Annotated in this window: 19 protein-coding genes; 11 read left to right on the top strand and 8 right to left on the bottom strand. The window is 59.2% G+C overall.

What is annotated here, in order from left to right; genetic code table 11:
* Positions 1 to 27 precede the first annotated feature (27 nt).
* Positions 28 to 222 carry a SlyX family protein gene (locus ACXAH8_RS04360; RefSeq protein ID WP_475216373.1) on the top strand — a complete coding sequence of 65 codons (195 nt, stop codon included), beginning with the start codon at positions 28 to 30 and terminating at the stop codon, positions 220 to 222.
* A 132-nt stretch (positions 223 to 354) separates the two neighbouring features.
* Entirely contained in the window at positions 355 to 1,113 is a 759-nt protein-coding gene (locus tag ACXAH8_RS04355) for an SDR family NAD(P)-dependent oxidoreductase (protein WP_475216371.1), read from the top strand.
* 50 nt (positions 1,114 to 1,163) lie between these two features.
* Here the strand turns inward: ACXAH8_RS04355 and ACXAH8_RS04350 are convergent, their stop codons facing one another.
* The 3 genes from ACXAH8_RS04350 to dnaE form a co-directional block, all read right to left on the bottom strand.
* Positions 1,164 to 1,526: a hypothetical protein gene (locus tag ACXAH8_RS04350; protein WP_475216369.1), complete on the bottom strand. Its 363-nt coding sequence runs from the start codon at positions 1,524 to 1,526 to the stop codon at positions 1,164 to 1,166.
* Positions 1,527 to 1,537: 11 nt separating this feature from the next.
* A complete protein-coding gene (locus ACXAH8_RS04345) occupies positions 1,538 to 1,750 on the bottom strand; it encodes a YMGG-like glycine zipper-containing protein (RefSeq protein WP_475216367.1) in 213 nt (70 codons plus the stop codon).
* An 83-nt stretch (positions 1,751 to 1,833) separates the two neighbouring features.
* Positions 1,834 to 5,334 (bottom strand): DNA polymerase III subunit alpha, encoded by a 3,501-nt coding sequence (gene dnaE / locus ACXAH8_RS04340; protein ID WP_475216365.1) that lies wholly within the window; start codon positions 5,332 to 5,334, stop codon positions 1,834 to 1,836.
* Positions 5,335 to 5,677: 343 nt separating this feature from the next.
* Here dnaE and xdhA point away from each other — a divergent pair, with 343 nt between their 5' ends.
* The 7 genes from xdhA (at position 5,678) to ACXAH8_RS04305 (ending at position 15,096) form a co-directional block, all read left to right on the top strand.
* The gene (xdhA, locus tag ACXAH8_RS04335) at positions 5,678 to 7,075 is read left to right on the top strand and encodes a xanthine dehydrogenase small subunit (RefSeq protein WP_475216363.1); all 1,398 of its coding nucleotides are present in this window, start codon (positions 5,678 to 5,680) and stop codon (positions 7,073 to 7,075) included.
* Entirely contained in the window at positions 7,072 to 9,474 is a 2,403-nt protein-coding gene (xdhB, locus tag ACXAH8_RS04330; protein ID WP_475216361.1) for a xanthine dehydrogenase molybdopterin binding subunit, read from the top strand. The genes xdhA and xdhB overlap by 4 nt, the downstream gene beginning before the upstream one ends.
* Complete coding sequence (gene xdhC, locus ACXAH8_RS04325) at positions 9,474 to 10,409, top strand: xanthine dehydrogenase accessory protein XdhC (RefSeq protein WP_475216359.1); 936 nt, start codon at positions 9,474 to 9,476, stop codon at positions 10,407 to 10,409. Before xdhB ends, xdhC begins: the two co-directional genes overlap by 1 nt.
* A complete protein-coding gene (locus ACXAH8_RS04320; protein WP_170680276.1) occupies positions 10,406 to 11,923 on the top strand; it encodes an ABC transporter ATP-binding protein in 1,518 nt (505 codons plus the stop codon). The genes xdhC and ACXAH8_RS04320 overlap by 4 nt, the downstream gene beginning before the upstream one ends.
* 62 nt (positions 11,924 to 11,985) lie before the next feature.
* The gene (locus ACXAH8_RS04315) at positions 11,986 to 13,068 is read left to right on the top strand and encodes an ABC transporter permease (protein WP_475216357.1); all 1,083 of its coding nucleotides are present in this window, start codon (positions 11,986 to 11,988) and stop codon (positions 13,066 to 13,068) included.
* Positions 13,068 to 13,988: an ABC transporter permease gene (locus tag ACXAH8_RS04310; RefSeq protein ID WP_475216355.1), complete on the top strand. Its 921-nt coding sequence runs from the start codon at positions 13,068 to 13,070 to the stop codon at positions 13,986 to 13,988. Before ACXAH8_RS04315 ends, ACXAH8_RS04310 begins: the two co-directional genes overlap by 1 nt.
* Positions 13,989 to 14,019: 31 nt before the next feature.
* Positions 14,020 to 15,096 (top strand): BMP family ABC transporter substrate-binding protein, encoded by a 1,077-nt coding sequence (locus ACXAH8_RS04305; protein WP_170374472.1) that lies wholly within the window; start codon positions 14,020 to 14,022, stop codon positions 15,094 to 15,096.
* Positions 15,097 to 15,183: 87 nt separating this feature from the next.
* Here the strand turns inward: ACXAH8_RS04305 and ACXAH8_RS04300 are convergent, their stop codons facing one another.
* The gene (locus ACXAH8_RS04300; RefSeq protein ID WP_170374469.1) at positions 15,184 to 16,416 is read right to left on the bottom strand and encodes an HlyD family secretion protein; all 1,233 of its coding nucleotides are present in this window, start codon (positions 16,414 to 16,416) and stop codon (positions 15,184 to 15,186) included.
* A 3-nt stretch (positions 16,417 to 16,419) separates the two neighbouring features.
* Positions 16,420 to 16,833, bottom strand: coding sequence for a hypothetical protein (locus ACXAH8_RS04295; protein WP_425085084.1), 414 nt, complete (start codon positions 16,831 to 16,833; stop codon positions 16,420 to 16,422).
* A 155-nt stretch (positions 16,834 to 16,988) separates the two neighbouring features.
* Between ACXAH8_RS04295 and ACXAH8_RS04290 the strand changes: the two genes are divergently transcribed.
* Together ACXAH8_RS04290 and ACXAH8_RS04285 are read left to right on the top strand one after the other, a co-directional pair.
* Positions 16,989 to 18,062 carry an NAD(P)/FAD-dependent oxidoreductase gene (locus ACXAH8_RS04290; RefSeq protein WP_475216352.1) on the top strand — a complete coding sequence of 358 codons (1,074 nt, stop codon included), beginning with the start codon at positions 16,989 to 16,991 and terminating at the stop codon, positions 18,060 to 18,062.
* Positions 18,059 to 18,712, top strand: a complete 654-nt coding sequence (locus tag ACXAH8_RS04285) for a DUF938 domain-containing protein (RefSeq protein WP_475216350.1) — start codon at positions 18,059 to 18,061, stop codon at positions 18,710 to 18,712. Before ACXAH8_RS04290 ends, ACXAH8_RS04285 begins: the two co-directional genes overlap by 4 nt.
* A gap of 282 nt (positions 18,713 to 18,994) precedes the next feature.
* On the opposite strand, the gene ACXAH8_RS04280 is transcribed toward ACXAH8_RS04285, so the two are convergent.
* The 3 genes from ACXAH8_RS04280 to ACXAH8_RS04270 all read right to left on the bottom strand — a co-directional run bounded on the left by ACXAH8_RS04280 (position 18,995) and on the right by ACXAH8_RS04270 (position 23,402).
* Entirely contained in the window at positions 18,995 to 21,502 is a 2,508-nt protein-coding gene (locus ACXAH8_RS04280) for a GcvT family protein (protein WP_475216348.1), read from the bottom strand.
* A gap of 143 nt (positions 21,503 to 21,645) precedes the next feature.
* Positions 21,646 to 21,933, bottom strand: coding sequence for a hypothetical protein (locus ACXAH8_RS04275; protein WP_475216346.1), 288 nt, complete (start codon positions 21,931 to 21,933; stop codon positions 21,646 to 21,648).
* A gap of 59 nt (positions 21,934 to 21,992) precedes the next feature.
* A complete protein-coding gene (locus ACXAH8_RS04270; RefSeq protein WP_475216344.1) occupies positions 21,993 to 23,402 on the bottom strand; it encodes an FAD-binding oxidoreductase in 1,410 nt (469 codons plus the stop codon).
* Between the last annotated feature and the right edge of the window lie 23 nt (positions 23,403 to 23,425).

Below are 23,425 nucleotides of genomic sequence, written 5' to 3'. Positions count from 1 at the left end.
CTATGACCGTCCCTGAAGGAGACCCCAATGCAGCATCTGGAAGAACAGATCGCCCATATGACCCGCACGGTCGAAGAGCTGAACACCGTCGTCACACGCCAGCAATCCGAGATCGACCGCCTGACCCGCCGCGTCGAAATGCTGCTGCAGCGCGAGGCCGAACGGGCGCAGGAAGGCTCGGGCGGGGTCGTGTTTGGAGACGAACGCCCGCCGCATTATTGAGACAGATTTCGATGTTGCTGCCTGCTTTTCCGGTTCTTGCTGGTCACATCCAATACTAATCACTGGGTTACCTTCCGAAATCTTGTTGGTAGGCTAATACTTTAACATCAGTTCACTGGCAGGAGACGTTCATTGGCCAACAAACTTGCTCTTGTCACAGGTGCCGCGCGTGGCATCGGGCTTGCGACAACAAAACTGTTTCTACAAAACGGCTGGAACGTTGCGATGATCGATCGCGACTCTGAGGCGCTTTCTCTTGCCGCAAAGGATCTAGACGGTGCGGTTGCGTTCGTCGCGGACGTTTCAGATCAAAATCAGGTTGTTAGCCTGGTCAAGGCCGTTCTCACCGAGTTCAATCGCATTGATGCTGTGGTGAACAACGCGGGTGTCGCAGATTTCGGACCAATTGAAGAACACGATTTCGAGGTGTGGCGTCGCGTTATGGAAACCAACCTTGATGGCGTGTTTCTGGTATCCCAGGCGACTATACCGGCCCTTCGCAAAAGCCGCGGTGCTATCGTCAACATCGCATCGATTTCGGGACTGAGGGCCAGCACACTTCGGATAGCATACGGAACGTCTAAGGCGGGCGTCATCCACCTGACCAAGCAACAAGCCGCCGAACTAGGAGAATTCGGTATACGCGCCAATTGTGTGTGTCCAGGCCCGGTCCGTACCAAGCTTGCGATGGCAGTCCACTCGCCCGAAATCATCGCCGCATATCATGACGCTATCCCACTGAACAGATACGGTTCGGAGGATGAGATCGCGCAAGTGATCTATTTCCTTTGTTCGGACAAAGCCAGCTACGTCACGGGTCAGGTGATCGCGTCCGATGGCGGGTTCGAAAGCACTGGCGTGGGTTTACCGGCTCTAAGATCAAGCAACTGAAATTCGGCCACGACTTGCCCGCGTCGGGACGCAAGACAGGATAATTGCGTTCACAAACCCAGCGACGATTTCACCGCATTGTCGACGACCCCGCCCAGAAGGGCGTTTTTATCCGCAGCACAGCCCTCAGACAGAGCGGCGATGAAGGCCTCGCGCAGTTGCGCTTTGTCTTCATCCGTCGCCGCGTGGTCCTCGATATTGACCTGACGATTATAGAGCGACAGGGCAGTCATCTTGCCCACGACATCGACAACAAAGGCCTCATCCCCGTCCGCCTCTTCGGCGATTGAGGCACAGGTGTAGTGCATGACAGGCAAGGCATCCTGCACCATCTGCTGAGCGGCTTCGTCGGCCAAAGCAAAGACCGGAGCCATCAAAAGTGATGCCAACACAACAGGCTTGAGAGTTTTCATCCGCATCGCAATCACTTCCAGTTATGTCCGATAATCGCACCGGCCACACCGCCGATTGCCGCGCCCTTGCCGTCACCGATCAGGGCCCCAACCCCGGCGCCGATCAATGCACCTTCGATTGTCTGTTTCTTCTTTTTGTCATCTGCAAATGCCGCAGTCGCCACAGAAAGCGAGATCGCCGCCGCCAATACCAGCGCTTTGGAGCCCATAGCTGAAAGTGCCAAACCCTAACCCTCCTGTTTCATTTGTCACAGAATGTGCAGTTACAGCCTAGCCGGGGGACATCGCTGTGGCAATAAAGCCGGGATCAGACCTCTTCCACTGACAGAACGCCATCCAGCGACTTGATCGCGCCTTTGATCTGCGGGTTGATCGGGAAGTCCTGCCCCAAATCCATCTCGACATCGCCTGGCAAGCCCGGGTCCATCAGGCACAGCTGGATCGGCCCCTTGGCGGCCCCCTTCGCAGCACTTGCGGCATCCGCCAGCACGGTTGCCACTGTGGGCAGCACCTGCGGCTGATCGACGAAGATGCGCAGGCCGGTCGCGCCCGCCTCGGCCACAACCGAATCCACCGGGCCAACCGAGCGACCCAGCAGTTTCAACTGATCGGCCTCCATTGTCGCTTCGGCGGTCAGAACCACCTGTGCGCCCGTCTCAAGATATTCGCGCGATTTCTCCAGCGTTTCCGAGAACAGCGTGACCTCATACGCTCCAGTTGGGTCCGAAAGCTGCGCAAAGGCAAAGCGATTGCCGCGGGCCGATTTCCGTTCCTGCCGGCCGGCAACAACCCCGGCCATCTTCGCGATCAGTGGGCCAGAGCGCGCCTTTTCCGTCACCTCATCCAAGGTCAGCACCTGTTTGCGTTTCAGCGCAGGCATGTAGTCGTCCAGCGGATGGCCCGACAGGTAGAAACCGATGGCTTTGAACTCTTCGCTCAGGCGTTCGGCAGGCAGCCAATCCGGCGTCGGCGACAGGCGCGGTTCGGGCAGGTCATCCCCTGCCTCACCAAACAATGACACCTGGTTCGAGTTCTTCTGTTCGTGGATCGCCGCCGAATACTGCACAAGCGGATCGAGACTTTCGAACACCCTGCGGCGGTTCTTGTCCAGCTCGTCGAAAGCCCCGGCCCGTGCCAGCATCTCCAACGGGCGCTTGCCGACCTTTTTCAGATCAACCCGGCGCGCGAAGTCGAACAGGTTGACGAAAGGTTTGTCGCCCCGACCATCAACCACAAGGCTCATCGCCTCGACACCCACGTTTTTCAACGCGCCCAGCGCATAGACAAGATGCCCATTGTCCACATCAAATGTGGCCTGAGAGCGGTTTACACAAGGCGGGATGTAAGGCAGGTCCAACCCCTTGCGGACCTCTTCGAAATAGACAGCCAGCTTGTCCGTCAGGTGGATATCGCAGTTCATGACGCCTGCCATGAACTCAACCGGGTGGTTCGCCTTCAGCCAGCCGGTCTGGTAACTGACCACCGCATAGGCGGCCGCGTGGGATTTGTTGAACCCGTAGTTGGCGAACTTGTCCAACAGGTTCCAGACCTCGGTTGCCTTGGCTTCGTCCACATCGTTTTCGGCGGCACCCTTGAGGAACTTGGGCCGTTCGGCATCCATCGCCTCTTGGATTTTCTTACCCATCGCCCGGCGCAGCAGGTCCGCACCGCCGAGGCTGTATCCCGCCATTTCCTGCGCGATCTGCATCACCTGTTCCTGATAGACGATGATGCCCTGTGTCTCGTCCAGAATGTGGTCAATGGACGGGTGCAGAAGGTCGCGCTCACTTAGCTTGTTCTTGACCTCACAGAACTTGGGGATGTTCTCCATCGGGCCCGGACGATAAAGCGCAACGAGGGCAATAATGTCCTCGATACAGTCGGGTTTCATCCGCTTGAGCGCATCCATCATGCCCGAGGATTCCACCTGGAACACCGCTACCGTCTTGGCCGCGGAATAGAGCTTGTATGTCGCCTCATCATCCAACGGGATGGCGTTGATCTGGTTCTCGGCTCCTTCAGCCGGTTCATAAAGCTCGGTCCCGTCGGCCGCCACATGCAAGGGCCGCCCGGATTTGAAGATCAGATCCATCGCGTTCTGGATCACGGTCAGTGTTTTCAGACCCAGAAAGTCGAACTTCACCAGCCCGGCCTGTTCCACCCACTTCATATTGAACTGGGTCGCAGGCATATCGGAGCGCGGATCCTGATAGAGGGGCACCAGTGCGTCCAACGGCCGGTCGCCAATCACAACCCCCGCCGCGTGGGTTGAGGCGTTCCGCAACAGCCCTTCAACCTGTTGGCCGTAGTTGAGCAACCGCTCGACCACCTCTTCATTCCGCGCCTCTTCGCGCAGGCGCGGCTCATCTTTCAGGGCCTTTTCGATGGAAACAGGTTTGACCCCCTCAACCGGGATCATCTTGGACAGCCGGTCGACCTGCCCATAAGGCATCTGCAGCACGCGCCCGATATCGCGCACGGCAGCCTTGGACAACAACGCACCAAAGGTGATGATCTGCCCCACCTTGTCGCGCCCATATTTCTGCTGCACGTAGCGGATCACCTCTTCCCGGCGATCCATGCAAAAGTCGATGTCGAAGTCGGGCATCGAAACCCGCTCTGGATTCAAAAAGCGTTCGAACAGCAAGCTGTAGCGCAACGGGTCAAGGTCGGTGATCGTCAGCGCATAGGCCACCAGAGACCCCGCACCGGACCCCCGCCCCGGCCCCACCGGAATGTCATGATCCTTGGACCATTGGATAAAGTCAGCAACGATCAGGAAGTAGCCGGGGAACCCCATGCCTTCGATGATCCCAAGCTCAAAATCCAGGCGTTCCTGATATTCCTCCGGCGTCACCGCACGTGGGATCACGGCCAGACGTTTCTGCAGACCCTCATTCGCAATGCGTCGCAGCTCAGCCACCTCATCATCGGCAAACTTGGGCAAAATAGGATCGCGACGATATGCCATAAAGGCGCAACGGCGCGCGATCTCGACCGTGTTCTCGATGGCCTCGGGCAGGTCCGCAAACAGCGTCACCATTTCCTGCTGCGACTTGAAATAGTGCTGCGCGGTCAGGCGGCGGCGACCGGCTTGCTGATCGACATAGGCCCCCTCGGCAATACAGATCAGCGCATCATGGGCCTCATACATATCCGAGGTTGGAAAGTAGACATCATTGGTGGCGACCAGAGGCAGGTTCTTGGCATAGGCCATCTCGACATGACCGCGCTCGGTCAGGCGCTCGGCCTCAGGCTGGCCGTCCTCGCCCGGATGGCGTTGCAGTTCGATATACAAACGATCCGGGAACATCCCCGCCAACCGGTCAACGAGAGCCTCTGCCGCCGGGCGCTGAGCTTGCTGCAGCAACATCCCGACCGGGCCCTCCGGCCCACCAGTCAGGCAGATCAGACCCTCGGACCGATCCGCCAGCTCCTCCAACGTGACTTGCGGCAACTGCCCGCCCTTATCCACATAGAGACATGAGCTCAGCTTCATGAGGTTCTCATACCCAACCTCGGACTGCGCCAGCAGCACCAGAGGCGCAGGCGCTTTCGGCTTCTCACCGGGTTGCGGCTGCACATAGGTCAGATCGACCTGACACCCCATTATCGGCTGTATTCCAGCCCCGCTGGCGGCTACCGAAAACTCCAGCGCCGAGAACATCGAGTTGGTGTCGGTCACCGCAACAGCAGGCATTTCGGCCTTCTCGCAAAGACCGGGCAGCTTTTTCAACCGCACAGCGCCTTCCAGCAAGGAATATTCAGTGTGAACGCGGAGGTGAATGAATCGAGGGTTACTGCTCATACCATGCAAGCTATCCCAGTCAGCAACGACGAAAAAGCGGGAACCGACTCTGTTGGCTGCTTAAAAAATCAGCAGCGATTTTTCGGACTTTTTAGAAGGTGCTTCGGGCCAAACTCGGCACCGCTTCAAAAATGGCCTTTATTTACAATTGCTTGACCTCTAAACAACTGCAACATTCACAGGTCGTTCCAGTCCAATGGTACATCATATAGGCAGTTTTTCTTGCCAGATAACGTGCGCTGTTTCTAACATCTGACGGCAAGCACTTCGCCCGCCACTCTTTCTACGTCGCATCGAAGGAGGGCCCAAAGGGCGCAACCGGGTAAGGCGACGGGTTTCACGAATGGACATCACGTTTCTTCTGAACGGAGAGACAGTGCAGCTGTCGGATGTCAGTCCGACGGTCACCCTGCTGGACTGGCTGCGCGAGGAGCGTGGCCTGACCGGCACGAAAGAAGGCTGCAACGAGGGCGATTGCGGCGCCTGCACCGTGATGGTCACCGACGAGGGCAGCGCCAAGGCATTGAACGCATGCATCCTGTTCTTGCCCCAACTGCACGGCAAAGCCGTCCGCACCGTCGAGGGCGCAAGCGGCCCAAACGATGAACCTCATCCGGTCCAGAGCGCGATGGTTGATCTACACGGCTCGCAATGCGGCTTCTGCACCCCCGGCTTCGTGATGTCGATGGTTGCCAGTCACGCAAATGGCGCAACCGACCACGACACCCAACTGGCCGGCAATCTGTGCCGCTGCACCGGCTACGCCCCGATCATCCGCGCCGCGAAAGCCGCCGAACCACATCCCGTCCCGCAATGGATCACTGACGACCAGTCCTTCTCTTGTTCAAAAATACCTCGGGGGGAGGCCGCAGGCCGGGGGGCAGAGCCCCCCTTCCTCCCCACCTCATCCGACGAATTGGCGGAAGTCTATGCCCAGCACCCCGACGCGACACTCATCGCTGGTGCTACCGATGTCGGCCTCTGGGTCACCAAACAATTGCGAGAGCTTGACCCGGTGATCTTCCTCAACGGCTGCGAAGACCTCAAGGAGATCACAATCACCGATGACGAAATCCGCTTCGGAGCCATGGTCGACATGAACCGGATGGGCGAGGCTCTCGCCGACCTCCACCCATCCTACGCCGAAATGATCCGCCGCTATGCCAGCGTCCAGGTGCGCCACGCGGCGACCGTGGGCGGCAATATCGCCAATGGCTCGCCCATCGGGGACAACCCGCCTGCGCTGATCGCTTTGGGTGCAACTCTGTACCTTCGCAAAGGCGACACCCGCCGGTCCCTTCCTTTGGAAGAGTTCTTCATCGACTACGGCAAACAAGACCGCGCGCCCGGTGAATTTGTTGAGGCCGTCAGTTTCCCCCGTCAAGCGGATCGACTGAAGGCTTACAAACTCAGCAAACGGTTCGATCAGGATATCTCGGCCGTGTGCGGGTGTTTCAATATCACCGTCTCAGAGGGCACCGTCTCCGCAGCGCGCATTGCGTTTGGTGGCATGGCTGGTACTCCGAAACGGGCAACCCATGTCGAGGCCGCACTGATCGGCAAACCCTGGACGCGCGAGGTGATTGACGCCGCGCTGCCCGGTTTTGCCGAGGATTATTCACCACTCACGGACATGCGCGCCTCGGCAACCTATCGGCTGGAGACCGCCAAAGCGATGCTGGAACGGTATTTCCTGGAAGATCAGGGCGGAGTGACAAACGTGCTGAAGGTGACAGCATGAGCGTGACCAAACCCCTTCCCCATGACGCGGCACCGCTGCATGTGGCCGGCGCCGCACGCTATGTGGATGATATCCCGACACCAAAGGGCACCCTCCATCTGGCCTTTGGTCTGAGCCCGATAGCCAAAGGCACAATTACCACGATGGACCTGTCGGCGGTGAAAGCTGCGGATGGCGTCGTGCAAGTGATGACGGCCGAGGATCTACCCTTTGCCAACGATGTCTCTCCGTCGATACATGATGAACCATTGCTGTCGGATGGCACGGTTCACTATATCGGTCAGCCCGTGTTTCTGGTCGTCGCCACCAGCCATCTCGCCGCCCGCAAGGCCGCGCGGTTGGGCAAGATCGACTATACCGAAGACACCCCGATCCTGACCATCGAAGACGCTCTGGCCGTCGACAGCCGGTTCGAGGATGGCCCCCGCATCTACGCCAAGGGCAACGCCGACGCCGCAATAGCGAATGCGGCCCATATCATCGAAGGAAGTTTCGAGCTTGGCGGGCAGGAACATTTCTACCTCGAAGGTCAGGCGGCGCTTGCCGTGCCTAATGAAGGCGCGGATATGCTGGTCCACAGCTCCACCCAGCACCCGACCGAAATCCAGCACAAGGTGGCCGATGCGCTGGGCGTTCCCATGCACGCGGTCCGGGTTGAGACACGCCGGATGGGCGGCGGGTTCGGCGGCAAGGAAAGCCAGGGCAACGCTTTGGCCGTGGCCTGCGCCGTAGCGGCGCGCGCAACCGGCAAGGCCTGCAAGATGCGCTATGACCGCGACGAAGACATGATCATCACCGGCAAACGCCACGCGTTCCGCATCTCCTACAAAGCCGGGTTTGATGAGAACGGCCACATACAAGGCGTCTCGTTCCTACACTACGCGATTTGCGGCTGGGCGCAGGACTTGTCTTTGCCTGTCGCCGACCGCGCGATGCTGCATTCGGACAATGCCTACCTGCTGCCAAATGCGCGGATCGAGAGCCACCGGCTCAAAACGAACACCCAATCCGCCACCGCTTATCGCGGTTTCGGGGGCCCTCAGGGCATGGTCGGCATCGAACGCGTGATGGACCACGCCGCGCATTCGCTGGGTCTGGACCCGGTCGAGCTGCGCCGTCGGAACTATTATGAACCCGCCCACAAGGTTGCTGAGGCTGCACCGGCAGAGAAACCGCTGGGCCACCCTGACCCGCATGAAGACCTGACCAGTCGGGGCGCAGTGGCGATTGGCGATGCGCCCGTGCGCCCCCTACCCGCAGGTGGCAACACCACGCCTTACGGGATGGATGTCAGCGACTTCGAACTGCATGGCATCACCAAAGCTCTGCTGATATCCAGCGACTATGCCACACGCAAGGAAGCCATCGAAAAATGGAACATCGAGAACAGTGTGATCAAGAAGGGCATTGCGTTCTCTCCGGTCAAGTTCGGGATTTCCTTCACACTAACCCACCTCAATCAAGCAGGTGCGTTGGTGCATGTGTATCAGGACGGCTCGGTCCATCTGAACCATGGCGGCACCGAGATGGGACAGGGCCTGTTCCAGAAAGTCGCACAGGTCGCTGCGTCGCGCTTTGGCATTCCGTTGGAGATGGTGAAGATCACCGCAACCGATACGGCCAAAGTGCCCAATACCTCGGCCACGGCGGCGTCTTCTGGCAGTGATCTGAACGGGATGGCCGTGAAAGCCGCCTGCGACACGATCAGCGACCGCATGGCCGATTATCTGGCCGAGCGTCATCAGGCCGACCCGTCGACAGTTACTTTCTCGGACGGTCACGTCTCGGTCGGTGCGGAACGCTACACCTTCTCTGAGGCCGCCGCTTTGGCCTATCAGGGGCGCATCAGCCTGTCGGCAACCGGTTTCTACAAAACGCCCAAGATCGAATGGGACCGGATCGCTGGCCGGGGGCGTCCATTCTTTTACTTCGCTTATGGGGCCTCGGTAACCGAGGTGGCCGTAGACACGCTGACCGGCGAAAACCGCATTCTGCGCACCGACATTCTGCATGACGCAGGCGCATCACTGAACCCGGCGCTCGATATCGGACAGGTCGAAGGCGGCTATGTGCAAGGTGCAGGGTGGCTGACGACCGAGGAACTGGTTTGGGATGGCAAGGGCAACCTGCGAACACACGCTCCCTCGACCTATAAAATCCCCGCCTGCTCGGACCGGCCTGATATCTTTAACGTCGCGCTTTGGGATGGCGAGAACCGAGAGAATACGATCTATCGCTCGAAAGCGGTGGGTGAGCCGCCCTTCATGTTGGGCATATCGGCATGGCTGGCCCTGTCGAACGCGGTCGCAGCCTGTGGCGACAGCTATCCGGCGCTGGATGCTCCTGCCACGGCCGAGGAAGTCTGGCGCGGCGTTCAGCGGATGAAGGGAGGCATCTGATGGGATTTGATCTGGAGGCTTTGAGGGAGGCGGTCAAAACCCACGGACAGGTGACTCGTGTGGTCATCGCTGCGATCAAGGGCTCGTCCCCACGCGAGGTTGGCGCCGCGATGTTGGTCTGGCCGGGTGGCCAGAGCGGAACGATCGGCGGTGGCACGTTGGAGTTTCAGGCCACCGAAGCTGCACGGTCCCAATCCCTCCCAAACCGTCTAACCCATCACGCGCTTGGCCCAGACATGGGCCAGTGCTGCGGCGGTGCAGTTTCACTCTTCAGCGAGGTTTTTGATCAAAAGGCGCTTGAAGCTCTCGAAGACACGATCATAGCGCGATCCGCTTCGGAAGACGAAATGCCTCTGTCCGTGAAACGGTTGCTGGCAACTGCGCGCGGTCAGGGGATTGCCCCCGAACCGCAGATGATCGACGGCTGGATGGTTGAGCCGGTCCACATGCCAACCCGAAACCTGTGGATCTGGGGTGCTGGCCATGTAGGCCGAGCACTGGTGGACGTGCTGTCTCCCCTGCCCGACATCGCGATCACCTGGGTCGACACAGGACCCGAACGCTTCCCGGCCTCGGTCCCAGCAGGTGTCACCACAGTTCCAGCGGCCAAACCGGCCGAGCTGGTTCGCCATGCACCGCCCAATGCCGAGCATCTTGTGCTGACTTATTCACACAATTTGGATTTAGAGATGTGCAACCGGCTGCTTTCGCATGATTTCCGCTTTGCGGGGCTGATCGGCTCGGCTACGAAATGGGCGCGATTCCGGTCGCGGTTGGCAGCTCTTGGGCATTCGCCTGAACAGATCAGCCGGATCAACTGTCCAATCGGCGATCCCGCTCTGGGCAAACACCCGCAAATGATCGCCGTTGGCGTCGCCGCGCAGCTTCTGCGTCCGGCCCAACAGACTGAGTTGAAGAAGGACCTGAGCGCGTGACCACTCCACTCTTAAGCCTGCAAGGGCTGACCAAGGCCTATCCCGGCGTCGTGGCCAATGATCAGGTGTCGTTCGACATCGGCGAAGGCGAAGTACATGCGCTGTTGGGCGAAAACGGCGCAGGGAAATCCACGCTGGTCAAGATGATCTATGGGCTGGTGAAGCCGGACAGCGGCACCATGATGTTGCGCGACCAACCCTTTGCCCCAGCGGAACCCCGCGCGGCTCGGGCGGATGGGATTGCGATGGTGTTCCAGCACTTCTCACTGTTCGACGCGCTGAACGTGGCTGAGAATATTGCGTTGGGGATGGAAAACCCACCGCCGATGGGCGATCTGGCCTCGCGGATTCGCGAAGTGTCCGAGACCTACGGCTTGCCTTTGGACCCGTACCGCACGGTCGGCGATCTGTCTGCGGGAGAGCGTCAGCGCGTCGAGATCATCCGCTGCCTACTGCAAGACCCCAAGCTGCTGATCATGGACGAACCAACCAGCGTGCTGACCCCGCAAGAGGTCGAAATCCTGTTCGAGACGCTGAACAAATTGCGGTCTGAGGGCACCTCGATCCTCTATATCTCGCATAAACTCGAAGAAATTCGCACGCTGTGTGACCACGCCACGATCCTGCGCCTGGGCAAGAATGTCGGCGAGTGCATTCCGGCCGAGACGTCCGCACGCGATATGGCCGAAATGATGGTGGGATCAACGTTGCAAACGCCGGAACGCTCAGGTCGTGAGTTCGGCGAGGTTGCGTTGGATGTCAGCGGTCTGTCGGTGCCATCACCTTCGGAGTTTGGAACGGCGCTGAAGAACGTCCATATGACGGTCCGCAAGGGTGAGGTTCTTGGCATCGGCGGTGTCGCTGGCAACGGTCAGGATGAGTTGCTGGGCGTGCTGTCCGGTGAGATTCAAACCCCTGCCGATGCGATCAAATTCAATGGTCAGCAGATCGGCAAACTCGGCCCGACCGCCCGCCGGAAACTGGGTGTGCTGACCGCGCCTGAGGAGCGTTTGGGCCATGCCGCTGCGCCGGATATGAGCTTGACCGAGAATGCTCTGCTGACCGGGTCGGTGCGCGAAGGTTTGGAGAACAAAGGGTTCCTCAAATGGTCCGAAACCAAAAGCTTCGCTGAAAAGATCATCAGCGCGTTTGACGTCAGAACGCCCGGCCCTGAAAACGCGGCACGGTCGCTGTCAGGCGGGAACCTGCAGAAATTCGTGATTGGTCGGGAAGTCTTGCAGAACCCTGAGGTGCTGGTGGTGAACCAACCGACATGGGGTGTGGATGCGGCGGCGGCTGCGTCGATCCGGCAGGCCATTCTGGATCTGGCGGCCAAGGGAACAGCGGTGATCTGCATCAGTCAGGACTTGGACGAGTTGATGGAGATCTCAGACAGTTTTGCGGCCCTGAACGAAGGGCGGTTGAGCGCGCCTCGGGAGACAACAGGCCTGACCGTTGATGAGATCGGCCTGATGATGGGCGGTGCCCATGGCATGGAGGTGGCGCATGTGTGATCTATCGCGTCGCCTACGGCGAGAGTATTGGAAAAAGACGAAGACGGGCGGGGAATAAGTACATGATTGTGTTGGAGAAACGGCCGCAACCGTCGAAAGCGTGGTCCTATGCGACCCCCGTGGTGGCGGTGATTGCCACGATGGTCTTTGGCGGCATCCTGTTCGCCATTCTGGGCAAGAACCCGATTGAAGCCATCGGCACCATCTTTTGGGAGCCCCTGTTCGGCGAGTTCGCATTTTATTACCGCCCACAACTGCTGGTGAAAGGCGCGCCATTGGTGCTGATTGCGATCGGTCTGGCGTTGGGCTTCCGCGCCGGCATTTGGAATATCGGGGCCGAAGGGCAGTACATCATGGGGGCCATCTTTGGGGCTGGGGCCGGCTTGGCCTTTTACCCTATGGACGCATTCTACATCTTTCCGATCATGGTGATCGCGGGCGCGTTCGGAGGATGGCTTTGGGCGATGATCCCGGCCTTTCTGAAGGTGCGCTTTGGCACCAACGAAATCCTTGTCTCGCTGATGCTGGTTTACGTGGCCGAGCAAATGCTGGCCTCGGTGTCGCTGGGCCTGTTGAAGAACCCTGAAGGGTTTGGCTTTCCCGGTTCGCGTAACCTGCAATCCTATGACAGTGCGCACAACGCCGAACTGATTGCCGGATCGGGCATGCACTGGGGTGTCGTGACAGCCCTGATCGCAGTGATCTTTTCCTATGTCCTTTTGAACCGGCACATGCTGGGCTTTCACATCCGTTTGACTGGTGAAGCTCCGCGTGCTGCAAAGTTTGCTGGTGTGAATCCTGCCCGTCTGATCCTGTTTTGTCTGGGCCTGTCCGGCGCTCTGGCCGGTCTGGCGGGGATGTTCGAAGTCTCCGGTCCTTCGGGTGTGGTCAGCATCGACTTTAACGTAGGTTACGGTTTCACAGCGATCATTGTGGCCTTCCTTGGCCGTCTGCACCCGGTGGGTATCCTGCTGGCCGGTGGCTTGATGGCGCTGACCTATATCGGCGGTGAAATCGCGCAGTCTCAGCTCGGCCTGCCTGCCGCTGCCATTCAGGTGTTCCAGGGGATGCTCCTGTTCTTCCTGCTGGCATTCGATCTTCTGACAAACTACCGCATCCGTGCGGCCCGTAGCGAGGTGGCATAATGGACCTTGGTGAAATCAATCCCGTCCTTTTGGTCGCCTCGCTGATGGTGGCTGCAACCCCCCTGCTGCTGGCCGCGATCGGAGAGTTGGTCGTCGAAAAAGCAGGCGTTCTGAACCTCGGTGTCGAGGGTATGATGATCGTCGGCGCAATCAGCGGCTTTGCGATTTCGGTGGAGACAGGCTCGCCCTGGCTGGGCTTTATCGCATCAGCTATTGGCGGGGCAGTGCTGTCTCTGCTGTTCGTACTGCTGACGCAGGTCGCCTTGGCCAATCAGGTGGCGAGTGGCCTTGCGCTGACTCTATTCGGCCTTGGGTTCAGTGCACTTCTGGGCCAAAGCTATGTGGGCGTCAAACCGCCGAGCATGGGGGATATTCATATCCCCCTGATCAGCGATATCCCCGTCATCGGGCCGATCTTTTTCCAACATGACCCGATCCTCTATGTCGGCATTGCTTTGACGACGGGTGTCTGGGCGACGCTGAAATACACGCGGGTCGGTCTGATCCTGCGCGCGGTGGGTGAAAACCACGATGCAGCGCATGCGTTGGGCTACAAAGTCATCAAGATCCGCATCATGGCGATCCTGTTTGGCGGGGCATGTGCCGGGCTGGGCGGCGCCTATATCAGCCTGATCCGTGTCCCTCAGTGGACCGAGGGCATGACCGCCGGTGTCGGCTGGATCGCTCTGGCGCTGGTGGTGTTCGCCAGCTGGAAGCCATGGCGCGCCTTGCTTGGTGCCTATTTGTTTGGCGGCATCACTGTCTTGCAGCTTAATTTGCAGGCAGCGGGCGTTGCCATTCCTGTCGAGTATCTGGCAATGTCGCCCTACATCATCACGATCCTTGTGCTTGTGATCCTTTCGGCCGACAAGAGCAGCGCACCTGCCTCACTGGGCCGGATTTTCCACGCCTCGCACTAGGGGCCAACTGAACCAACTTGGGGAGTAACACATGAAATTCACGACACTTCTGGCAAGCGCCGCCATGGCGCTGGGTCTGGCCTCGGGGGCCATGGCCGCCGACGACAAAACCAAGGTTGGCTTCGTCTATGTCGGCCCGGTGGGCGACGGCGGCTGGACCTATGAACACAACAAAGGACGCCTGGCCGTTGAGGAAGAGTTCGGCGACAAGGTTGAAACCGTCTTTGTCGAATCCGTTCCCGAAGGCCCGGATGCCGAGCGCGTCATGACGCAAATGGCGCTGGAAGGCGCTGACCTGATCTTCACCACCTCGTTCGGCTATATGGATCCGACCATCAACGTGGCGAAGAAATTCCCGAATGTGAAATTCGAGCACGCCACCGGCTACAAAACCGCCGACAACGTCGCGGTCTACTCGGCCCGTTTCTATGAAGGTCGTGCCGTTCAGGGCCATATCGCGGGTAAGATGACCAAGTCGAACATCATCGGCTATATCGGGTCCTATCCGATCCCTGAGGTTATCCGTGGCATCAACTCGGCCTATCTGCACGCCAAGAAGGTGAACCCGGATGTCGAGTTCAAGATCGTTTGGGCTTACACTTGGTTCGATCCCGCGAAAGAAGCTGACGCTGCCACTGTTTTGATCGAACAGGGCGCGGACGTGATCCTGCAGCACACCGACTCGACCGCGCCTCAAGCGGCTGCGCAGGAGGCTGGCAATGTCGTGACCTTCGGTCAGGCCTCGGACATGAGCGAGTACGCCCCGTTCCCGCGCGTATCTTCGATCATCGATGACTGGGCGCCCTACTACATCGCACGGACCAAGGCTGTCATGGACGGCACGTGGGAAAGCGCCAACACATGGGACGGTATCCGCGAAGGCATGGTCGCAATCGGCGAGATCTCAGACGCGGTTCCCGCAGATGTCAAAGAAGAGGCTCTGGCGCTGAAAGCAGCGATGGCCGCAGGTGAATACCACCCCTTCACCGGCCCGATCAAAAAGCAGGACGGCAGCGACTGGCTGGCCGAAGGTGAGGTCGCGGATGACGGCACGCTGGCAGGTATGAACTTCTACATCGAAGGTCTGGAAGGCGAGATCCCGCAATAAGCTGCAGGACGTATCAAAAAACCAAAGGCCCGCATTTAGCGGGCCTTTTTTGTTGGGGCTACATTGCCCAGATCAAGGCTTGAACCTTCAGTGCCCGGTCAGCACCAGCGTATTCACCGGCATCAGGATCAGACGCAACCGCAGACCAGCCGCATGAACCACACCGATCGTGTCGACCACATGCAGGAACGCCTTGTTCCAAAAGCCGAGGCTTTCATCCTCTAGCTTGTGGTGGTTGTCGGTATAGACATTGGCCAGACAGTTGCTGCCCGGAGGGATGTCATCCGCCATGCCCTTATACAGCGGCTCCATATACACCAGAATTGAGCCGGGCACTTTGTTGTGCTGGACGTCCCGCAGTTCGTCCGTGGGTCGGATCTGGCCCGAGGGGATGACGTCCTGCACCTCGACCACAACCATCGGGATCACGGTGAAGGGTTTGGTCATGCAACCCAGTTCTCCAATCATTCCAGGTTTGATGACCTGAGCAGACATCTGGTTGAACGCAGCCTGAAACCGGTCATGGCCCGAGTGCGAAGGCACCAGAATACCCGCCGGGCGCAAAAGCGGGCTGACATAGTCACCAACCTGCAGGCCGAACTGTTCGATCCGACCGGTAACGCCCGCGCTGATTACGGTCTTGTCCAGCTCGGTCAGGGCTGCGTCCAGCTGCGCATTTGCGCTGGCCAGTTGGGCTGGGATAAGCTCCTCGATCTGCTGCACCACGGCAGCGCGCTGCGACTGGGCGGCGGTGACCTGCGCTTCGCGTTCAGCCACCAGATTCTCCAACCGCTCAATCTCGGCCAGACGCACCGCGCTGGAGCCTTCGTCGCGCAGCGTGGTGTTGCGCTCTAGGTCTTCGACAGATTGTGCCAAGGCGGCGCGCGCACCAGCGATCCCGGCATCCGCCTGCGCCAGATCCGTCTCGGCCACTTTCAATGAAGCCTGAACCTGCGCAATCTGTGCATGGGCGGCCTGAACCTGCGCCTGCTGGGTGAAATCCTCGATCCGGAAAATCGGCTGGCCCGCGGTCACCGTATCGTTGTTGCTGACATAGACCTCAGACACCCGCCCGCCCAGTTGCGGCAGGATCGTGACCGTCCGGAAATACGAGGCCGCCGTGCTGGAGGCGGGATGAAAGTAGAAAAGCGTGGTGATCACGGAAAGCGCCAGAATGGCACAGGTGGTCAAGCCCCAGCGCAGCTCGTACCACATGGTGAAAAGGGTGATCTCATGCCCGATCCGCTTGCCTTGGACAAAGCGTCGGAACAGGAAATCCGGCAGCACCGTAATCAGGGCGCAGAGCATCGTTTCGATCATGACTTACTGCTCCGACGTCGTAGAGGTTTGTGGTGCCGGAGGGGTCGGTTCAGCAGGTGCCTGAGGCGCAAGAGACTGTCCAAGTGAGCGAATGGCATCCGCTATGTTTCGCATCGGGGTCGCAAAATCGGGGAATTGGAACCCGGCAACCAGAACGGCTGCGATCCAGAAAATGCCGTTATGCGTAAACAGCGCCAACAACGCCAGAATTCCTACCAACTGGAACTGAGGGTGATTGTTCTCATGCGCCATTTTCTCGGGCACCGAATGCAGCGTCAGATATCCAACACCAATCAACACAACCAGAACGACAAAAAACACGACCATCGCCGAAAAGAGATAATCGCTCCCATCGGCTGCAACGACATATTTTGGGATATGTCCCGTGGCCATAGGATGGAGGTCCGCTGCAGTCACCTTAATCTCCTTCTTTTCTATGATGCGTCTTTGGCCGGGTTGATCGCCAAATTCAAGCCTGCTTATAGTCTCCCGAAATCCAAGCATATTCTTATCACAAGCACCAAGAGCCTTATGACATCTGCTTCTTCACAATCCTTCCCGGTCACCCTGCGATGATCGACTTTCTAATCATCGGCGGCGGCATCGCGGGCCTCAGCGCGGGCGCGCGTTTGTCTGCTCATGGCTCTGTCACTGTTCTCGAGGCTGAGGACGCTCTGGGCTATCATTCATCTGGCCGCTCGGCCGCGATGTTCGAGGAAAACTACGGCCCGCCCTCGGTGGTTGCGCTCAATCAGGTCGGGGTCGATTACCTGCGATCCGCGAACGGAGGTTACCTGACCCCCCGAGGCCTCATGCTGGTTGCAGGCCACGATCAGGCCGACCTGTTTGCCAAAGACGTCGAAGAGCTGAACGTACGCTCTATTTCGCCGCAGCAAGCCATCGACAAAATCCCGATCCTGAACCCGGACGTTCTGGCCCACGCCGCCATCAGTGTGGACGCCTTCGACATCGATGCCGACCGCCTGATGCAGGACTTCGCGCGCGTGATCCGAAGCAATGGCGGCGCGGTCCTGACCCGCCAGGCTGTCACCGATATCCGCAAAAGCGACCATTGGGTCGTTCAGGCGGACGATGTGTTCGAGGCCCGAAACTTGGTCAATGCAGCTGGCGCTTGGGTGGATGAGGTCGCCGCGATGGCTGGTCTGCCGCCTATCGGCATCGTGCCGAAACGCCGCTCCATGGCGCGCATTCCCGCACCCGGAGGGCATGACGTATCCAACTGGCCCATGCTGATGGGTCCGGGGGAAGGTTGGTACGCCAAGCCTGATGCGGGGAAGTATCTGGTCTCGCCCTCCGAAGCCGAGCCGACAACGCCTCATGACGCCTATGCCGACGATATGGTTCTTGCCGAAGGATTGGCGCGGTATGAGGCGATGGTGACAACACCTGTCACACGGCTTGAGGCGAACTGGGCCGGGCTGCGTAGTTTCGTGGCGGATGGTACGTTGGTGCTGGGGCCAGATCCGCAGGACCGCTCGTTCATTTGGTGCGCGGGTCAGGGTGGATACGGGTTCCAGACATCGCCAGCTGCATCCTCCCATCTCGCCAGCCTTGTGACGGGTAGGCCGTCTGAACTACCTCGGGACATCGTCAATCAGTTGCATGTGGAAAGGTTGCGATCATGACCAAACGCGCTCTGCCTTCGAATGCCAGCGTCGCGACACAAGGCGATGGAGCCCGACTGATCGCCCCAGCCGCAAGCCGCAACTCGGACGCGCTATGCGCCTTGCTGGCCAAAATGGCCCCCGCCTCAGGTCTTGCATTGGAAATCGCCAGCGGCACTGGGCAGCATGTTGCCGCCTTTGCGCAGACACTGCCCGACTTGGTTTGGCAACCCACAGAAATCGACCCCGAACGCCGCGCAAGCATCGACGCCTATGCGAGGGGCGTCTCCAACATCCTTCCCGCCACCAATCTGGATGCGACCTCCGCAGGCTGGCATGAGGCATTCCAAGAGCAGGACCTGATCGTTTTGATCAACCTGCTGCATCTGATCTCATGGCCCGAAACTGACACGTTTCTCAGCGAGGCCTCAAAGGCTCTAAGTCCGGCAGGTCGCCTCATCATCTACGGCCCCTTCATGCGAGACGGTGCTTTGACCAGCCCTGGGGATGAAAAGTTCCACGAAGCCCTGGTCTCACAGGATCCAGAGATCGGGTACAAGAACGACAATGAGGTCAAAGCGCGTTTACAGTATTGCGGCTTGCAGCTGGTCCAGTTGGTGGAAATGCCTGCTAATAATCTGGCATTTGTTGCTCAAAGGCCGAAAACCTGATCAGTTGTTTTGCCGATCAAAGCCTGCTGGCGCAGGCTTGCCTCCGGCGGAGGGATTTTTGAACAGAAGAAGTAACGGACGGTTAACTCTGATTTGAGACTGTGGATCTGCGGTACAGGCGGAGGCGCCGATGACCGCAACAGGAGAAGGCCCCCCTTGCCAAAAGCAGGGGGGCTGGATTTTTCACCAGCCCCCGCTTCTTCTGTTTGAAAATACCTCCGCCGGAAGCATGTGTCGCCGCAGGCGGCGCATTCACTCGCGCCGCCACAGTTATCCAAAATGTCAGCCGTCCTTGCGGATGGTTTCGTTTTTCGGGTCGTAGGGGCTGTCGCAGGTGACGACTGCATCCCACAGCTTGTCCTGAATCTTGACCTTCAGTTTGGTGCCTTCAACCGCGAGATCAGGCGTCACATAGCCCATGCCAATGGATTTCTCAAACGCCACCGAGTAACCGCCCGAGGTGAGACGACCCACGCGTGTTCCTTCCGGCGTGTAGAGCGCCTCGCGGCCCCACGGGTCGGCATCGGCTGGTCCGTCAATCAGCAAGGTGCAGCACTTGAAGCGCACACCGGTCTCTTCCAGCTTGGCCTTGCCGTAAAAGTCTTTCGAAAGGTCGACAAAGCGCGGAAGGTCTGCTTCCAGCGGGGTCGCGTCGCGGCCCAGTTCGGTGCCGAAGGCACGATAGGATTTCTCCTGACGCAGCCAGTTCTGGGCGCGGGCACCGACCAGCTTCATACCGTGCTTCTCACCGGCTTTCTCCAGCAGGTCGAACAGGTAGTTCTGCATCTCGATCGGGTGGTGCAGCTCCCAACCCAGCTCACCGGTATAAGCCACACGGATCGCGTTGACCGGGCACATGCCCAGTTCGATCTGGCGGGCCGACAGCCACGGGAAGCGCTTGTTGGACAGCGCGGTTTCCGGATCGGCGTCCTTGATGACCTCTTTCAGAACATCACGCGACTTGGGTCCGGCGATGGCGAAGACGCCCCACTGAGTGGTCACGTCTTGGATTTCGATATAACCGAACTCCTCCATCTTGTCCTCGGCCGCCTTGCGCAGATAGTCGGCGTCGTATTCGGTCCAGGCACCGGCAGAGACGATGTAGTAGTTGTTCTCGCCATTTCGAACGATGGTGTATTCAGTGCGGGTGGTGCCGTGCGAGGTCAGTGCGTAGGTCAGGTTGATACGACCGACCTTGGGCAGCTTGTTGCAGGTGAACCAGTCCAGAAACTGGGTCGCACCGGGGCCTTTGACGACATGTTTGGTAAAGGCCGATGCGTCGATCAGGCCCACGCCTTCGCGGACCGCTTTGGCTTCTTCGACTGCATACTGCCACCAGCCACCGCGACGGAACGAACGGCTTTCCTTGTCGAAATTGTCCGGTGCATCAACAGGGCCGAAATAGTTCGGACGTTCCCAACCGTTCACCCAGCCGAACTGAGCACCGCGCGCTTTCTGGCGATCGTATGCCGGAACGGTCCGCAGCGGGCGGCAGGCTTCACGCTCTTCGTCAGGATGGTGCAGGATGTAGACGTGCTCATAGCATTCTTCGTTCTTACGGGCCGCGAACTCGGTGGTCATCCAGTTCGAGGAATAGCGCTTGGGGTCCAGCGAGGCCATGTCGATCTCGGCTTCGCCATCGACCATCATCTGCGCCAGATAATAGCCGGTGCCGCCCGCAGCGGTGATCCCGAACGAAAAGCCCTCGGCCATCCACATGTTGCGCAGGCCCGGAGCCGGACCAACCAGCGGGTTGCCGTCCGGCGTGTAGCAGATCGGGCCGTTGAAATCGTCTTTCAAGCCGGATTCAGCACAGGAGGGCACGCGCTCGGCCATCGCCATGTACTGGTCTGCGATCCGGTCGATATCCAGCGGGAACAGGTCAGCGCGGAAGCTGTCCGGTACGCCATGTTCAAAGCGCGCAGGTGCACCGTGTTCATAGATACCCAAAATCCAGCCACCGCGTTCTTCACGTGCATAAGACTCGTTGTCGGCATCACGCACAACGGGGTGCTCGGGGTTACCAGCTTCACGCCATTTGACAAGCTCAGGGTCTTTGTCCATGACGATGAACGTGTGCTCGACCGGGATCGCGGGCAATTTGATGCCCAGCATCTTGGCCGTGCGCTGCGCGTGGTTGCCCGATGCGGTCACAACATGCTCGGCGGTGATCACCACCTGCTCGTCGGAGGGAACAAGGTTGCCGCCCTGCTCGATCATCTTGGTGCAGGTGACTTCCCAATGAGTGCCGTTCCAGTGGAAGGCATCCGCCTGCATCTTGCGAACGATGTCGACGCCACGCTGACGGGCACCTTTGGCCATCGCTTGGGTCACGTCAGCCGGGTTAATATAGCCATCCTCGGTGTGATAGATCGCTCCTTTCAGGTCGCCGGTTTCGATCAGCGGCCAGCGTTCCTTGATCTGTTCGGGTGTCAGCCATTCGTAAGCCACATCGCAGGTCTCAGCTGTAGACGCATAGAGCATGTATTCGTCCATACGCTCTTGCGTCTGCGCCATGCGCAGGTTGCCGACCACGGCGAAGCCCGCGTTGAGGCCGGTCTCTTCTTCAAGCTGCTTGTAGAAGTCGACCGAGTACTTGTGGATGTGGGTCGTCGCGTAAGACATGTTGAAAAGCGGCAGCAGGCCCGCCGCGTGCCAGGTCGAGCCCGAGGTCAGCTCATCCCGCTCGATCAACATCACATCATCCCAGCCCGCTTTGGCCAGGTGATAGGCAATCGAGGTTCCGACGGCGCCGCCGCCAACGACCAGTGCTTTGACTTGGGTTTTCATAACCGGGTGTCTCCCCTTGGAATCTGTTGCCACCATATGGCTTGATTCCGAAATCAATCGCGGAAGCCATCCGACCAGTGATATAAGAAAAACGACCCGCACGGGAGATGCAGGTCGTTAAATGGCGACTTACGATCCAGCCGTCAGCCTTCCGAGCGACACCGCTTGGTGTTTCCGACGGTCTTGCACACCAGTTTGCCAGGCGGCTTGGCGGTTTCGGATTCCTGAACTTCCGACGTGCTGTCAACGCTTGCGGGCGCATCCTCGGACCCGCCGGTGAAGGCTGCGATATAGTCGCCTGCACTTAACCCGTCACCCGAGGCTTTCGCTTTCTGGTAGTAATCCAGCCCCGCGACTGCCAGCCCGGCCACCGCGACAAAGCCAGCCAGATATTTTGCACTCATATCGATCACCTGTTCGTCTTTCGCCATAAGACATCACATCACCTAGACGTTTTGTGGGCACAAAGCGGACAAGATCGCGGAAACTGCTAGGTGTGATCGGCCAGTATCTTTCCCGGATTCATGATGTTGTCGGGGTCCAGCGCCGCCTTGATCGCGGCCATGTAGTGTGTTGCCAGCCCCAGTTCTTTCTCAAGATAGGGGCGCTTGCCCTGCCCGATGCCATGCTCGCCCGTGCAGGTGCCCTCCATCGAGATGGCCAGATCGTTGAGCCAACCGACGAACTCATCGGCCCGGCGGACTTCTTCGGCGTCGTCCATGTCGATCAGGGGCAGAGTGTGAAAGTTCCCGTCGCCGACATGCCCAACAATAGGCGCAAGTAAGTCAAGCTCGGCCGCTTTATCCTGAGCGGCCCCTACGGCCTCGGCCAGACGAGAAATCGGCACGCAAACATCGGTCGAGATCCCCTTGGCGCCCGGTCGCAGCTGAAGGCTGGCCCAGTACATGTCGTGACGCGCCTGCCAGAGCTTGTTGCGCTCCTCGGTGGTCGAGGTTGCCGCGAAGTCCGTGCCGCCAAACTCTTCTGCAATCTGGCCAAAGGTCTCGGCTTGTTCGGCGGCGCTGGCATCCGAGCCGTGGAACTCTAACAGCAGCAGAGGCGTTTCGGGCAGGGTCAGGCCGGAATAAGCATTGGCGGCTTTGACGGATAGTTCATCCAACAATTCAATCCGCGCGACAGGTACGCCGTATTGGATCGTCATCATTACTGCCCGGCAGGCAGCATCGACGGTTGGGAAAGAGCAGCGGGCCGAACTGATCGCCTCGGGGATGCCGTGCAGGCGTAGGGTCAATTCGGTAATGATGCCTAGAGTGCCTTCGGCCCCGATAAGCAGCCGCGCTAAATCGTACCCCGCCGAGGATTTCTTGGCGCGATTGCCGGTCCGGATGATCTGCCCATCCGGCATCACCGCCTCAAGGCTCAGTACGTTGTCCCGCATGGTGCCATAGCGCACCGCATTTGTTCCGGACGCGCGGGTCGCAGCCATCCCGCCGAGTGAGGCATTGGCGCCGGGATCAATCGGAAAGAACAGGCCCTGATCGCGCAGATGGGTGTTCAGGTCTTCGCGCGTGACACCGGGTTGCACGACGCAATCAAGATCCTCGGCATGCACCGCCAGCACCTTGTTCATCTGGGTCAGATCGACCGACACGCCGCCTGCAGGAGCGTTCACATGCCCTTCAAGCGAAGTACCCGTGCCAAACGCGATCACTGGCACCTTATGCGCGGCACAGGTTTTCACGATCTCAGAGACCTCCTGCGTGGTGTGTGGAAACACCACCGCGTCCGGGCTTTGATTGGTGATCCAGGTCGTGGTGTGGCCATGCTGTTCGCGGATAGCCGCGCCAGTTTGAAGACGATCCCCAAACTGTTGCTTCAAGATGCCGAGCACCGTTCCAATCCCAGCCTCATTTCTCGGCAAAGCCGTCGCCTGCACCATGCTAACCCTCTCCTGCCCGCCAG

The organism is Ruegeria sp. ABV3_008, assembly GCF_056161185.1.
This window is presented reverse-complemented; position numbering and strand designations above follow the sequence as displayed.

Coding starts and splice junctions, on each gene's coding strand:
- ACXAH8_RS04360 (WP_475216373.1), top strand. CDS start 28: ATGCAGCATCTGGAAGAACAGATCGCCCATATGACCCGCACGGTCGAA.
- ACXAH8_RS04350 (WP_475216369.1), bottom strand. CDS start 1,526: ATGAAAACTCTCAAGCCTGTTGTGTTGGCATCACTTTTGATGGCTCCG.
- dnaE (WP_475216365.1), bottom strand. CDS start 5,334: ATGAGCAGTAACCCTCGATTCATTCACCTCCGCGTTCACACTGAATAT.
- xdhA (WP_475216363.1), top strand. CDS start 5,678: ATGGACATCACGTTTCTTCTGAACGGAGAGACAGTGCAGCTGTCGGAT.
- xdhB (WP_475216361.1), top strand. CDS start 7,072: ATGAGCGTGACCAAACCCCTTCCCCATGACGCGGCACCGCTGCATGTG.
- xdhC (WP_475216359.1), top strand. CDS start 9,474: ATGGGATTTGATCTGGAGGCTTTGAGGGAGGCGGTCAAAACCCACGGA.
- ACXAH8_RS04315 (WP_475216357.1), top strand. CDS start 11,986: ATGATTGTGTTGGAGAAACGGCCGCAACCGTCGAAAGCGTGGTCCTAT.
- ACXAH8_RS04310 (WP_475216355.1), top strand. CDS start 13,068: ATGGACCTTGGTGAAATCAATCCCGTCCTTTTGGTCGCCTCGCTGATG.
- ACXAH8_RS04305 (WP_170374472.1), top strand. CDS start 14,020: ATGAAATTCACGACACTTCTGGCAAGCGCCGCCATGGCGCTGGGTCTG.
- ACXAH8_RS04300 (WP_170374469.1), bottom strand. CDS start 16,416: ATGATCGAAACGATGCTCTGCGCCCTGATTACGGTGCTGCCGGATTTC.
- ACXAH8_RS04290 (WP_475216352.1), top strand. CDS start 16,989: ATGATCGACTTTCTAATCATCGGCGGCGGCATCGCGGGCCTCAGCGCG.
- ACXAH8_RS04285 (WP_475216350.1), top strand. CDS start 18,059: ATGACCAAACGCGCTCTGCCTTCGAATGCCAGCGTCGCGACACAAGGC.
- ACXAH8_RS04280 (WP_475216348.1), bottom strand. CDS start 21,502: ATGAAAACCCAAGTCAAAGCACTGGTCGTTGGCGGCGGCGCCGTCGGA.
- ACXAH8_RS04275 (WP_475216346.1), bottom strand. CDS start 21,933: ATGGCGAAAGACGAACAGGTGATCGATATGAGTGCAAAATATCTGGCT.
- ACXAH8_RS04270 (WP_475216344.1), bottom strand. CDS start 23,402: ATGGTGCAGGCGACGGCTTTGCCGAGAAATGAGGCTGGGATTGGAACG.